A 1,540-nucleotide genomic window follows, 5' to 3' on the forward strand; every position below is an offset into this window, starting at 1 on the left:
TAAATGAGAAGAAACCTATGATTACTGATCCCAAACTTGAAAGCAGAATCCCAAGAATAAACAAAGGACATCAGTGTCACTGCGGAAGAACAATCACCCGACTGAATACACATCAATTCTACAGACGACATAAGACTAATGTTTACTCGAAAAATTTTACGAACAGGAGTGAGCTATTTATCTTAATGGGTTGTAAGACAGTGACAACTTGATTTTTTTGATAATCTGAGCAGTCACCTCATCCTCTTTTGTCGTCCAGAGGTTCTTATTTTCTGAGACTTTAAACTCCACAGAACCATGATAGTAGCGCGCCTGAAGTAAGCATGAACAAGGCTCAACGCCACCATCAAACTCAATAGCAATAACCATTATCACATTAATTAACAATGAATTACCAACAATGGAAACAATGTCATCATTGTTAATGTGGAATAGTTTATTCTCTGAAGCAAAAAGTTCCACATATCGATATTCACCATCATTGTAACGAGCTGATTCAACGCCCAAATGCTTTGCTACATAAGCCCTCAGCGCTTCTAGTTTTTTACACATCAAAAGTCGCCACTCTTGATGTCGATATCTCTGTGTTTCTACCAATTGCATCAACTCGTAATAATGTATGTTCGCCATGGATTAAAAATTCAATATCAACAAATTTGAAAGCTGGGAGCGTACACAAAAACCACAACTATTATGTTGGTATCGTGTTAGAACTGTACCGTCCTCTGTCTACCTCTATCGCATAGACATTAATCATTATGCAAAATTTCTCAATATCAAGACGGGTTTAAATGTAGTTTATTGGTCGAATTTCCTCTAGAGAAGACCTCCACCAAATCGCTTAAGGTAATGATATAAAATATGAACGAATGCGATATCCAAACAGCAGTTGAAGCAATTATGAGCTTGCGACCAGCTAAAAAATCAAATGAAGAAGAGAGCATAAACCGTGCGAAAACAAAGCGCCGCTATGACGAACTAGTATTTCAACGTGAGTTAACAGAAATAGAAACTGGAGAGCGAATATTACAAGGCCTTGATTTTTTCCCATCAACAAAATTTAAGACAAAGAAAGCCCCATAAATCTTTGCATTACAAAATATGCGATCGTTATGCAATCAAAAGATGGGCAGTCATGACAACCACAAGAAAAACCCGACAACATAAACATGTTATCGGGCCATTTAATGTAGATAAAAAATGTTCGTGGTTTTAAAAACGGCTAATTCTCTGCCCATTGCCAGCGAGCTGACAACGCCGTGGCGCATCCGCTACGAGTAAATATTTATGAATAAGGAAGGACATCATTCAACATTAGTGTATGGTTTGACATCTTGCTTGATGCCTTCCCAAACCTCTGGCCATACATCAATAGAACGGCCACAATCAAAGCAGCTCATCACAACTTGGCCATCACGGCCAATCAAGACATGACTGTTTGTTGGAGTATGACAACGAGAACAAGCATGAAATCCTGCAAAGCAGAATCCCGTCTTATCGAGTAGAGCGAATTCAAGACCAAGGCTTCTTCATGAAGCGC

The 1,540-nt window shown here is 38.8% G+C and carries 2 protein-coding genes; one reads left to right on the top strand and one right to left on the bottom strand.

The genetic code is table 11. From position 1 onward, the window contains the following. Positions 1-177 precede the first annotated feature (177 nt). Positions 178-552: a hypothetical protein gene (locus tag OU793_RS24415; RefSeq protein ID WP_042761155.1), complete on the bottom strand. Its 375-nt coding sequence runs from the start codon at positions 550-552 to the stop codon at positions 178-180. A gap of 309 nt (positions 553-861) precedes the next feature. Between OU793_RS24415 and OU793_RS24420 the strand changes: the two genes are divergently transcribed. Then, positions 862-1,083, top strand: a complete 222-nt coding sequence (locus OU793_RS24420) for a hypothetical protein (RefSeq protein ID WP_023624649.1) — start codon at positions 862-864, stop codon at positions 1,081-1,083. The last annotated feature ends 457 nt before the right edge of the window (positions 1,084-1,540 follow it).

Origin of the sequence: Vibrio sp. VP6 (assembly GCF_028823755.1) — a bacterium.
GTDB lineage: Bacteria > Pseudomonadota > Gammaproteobacteria > Enterobacterales > Vibrionaceae > Vibrio > Vibrio parahaemolyticus.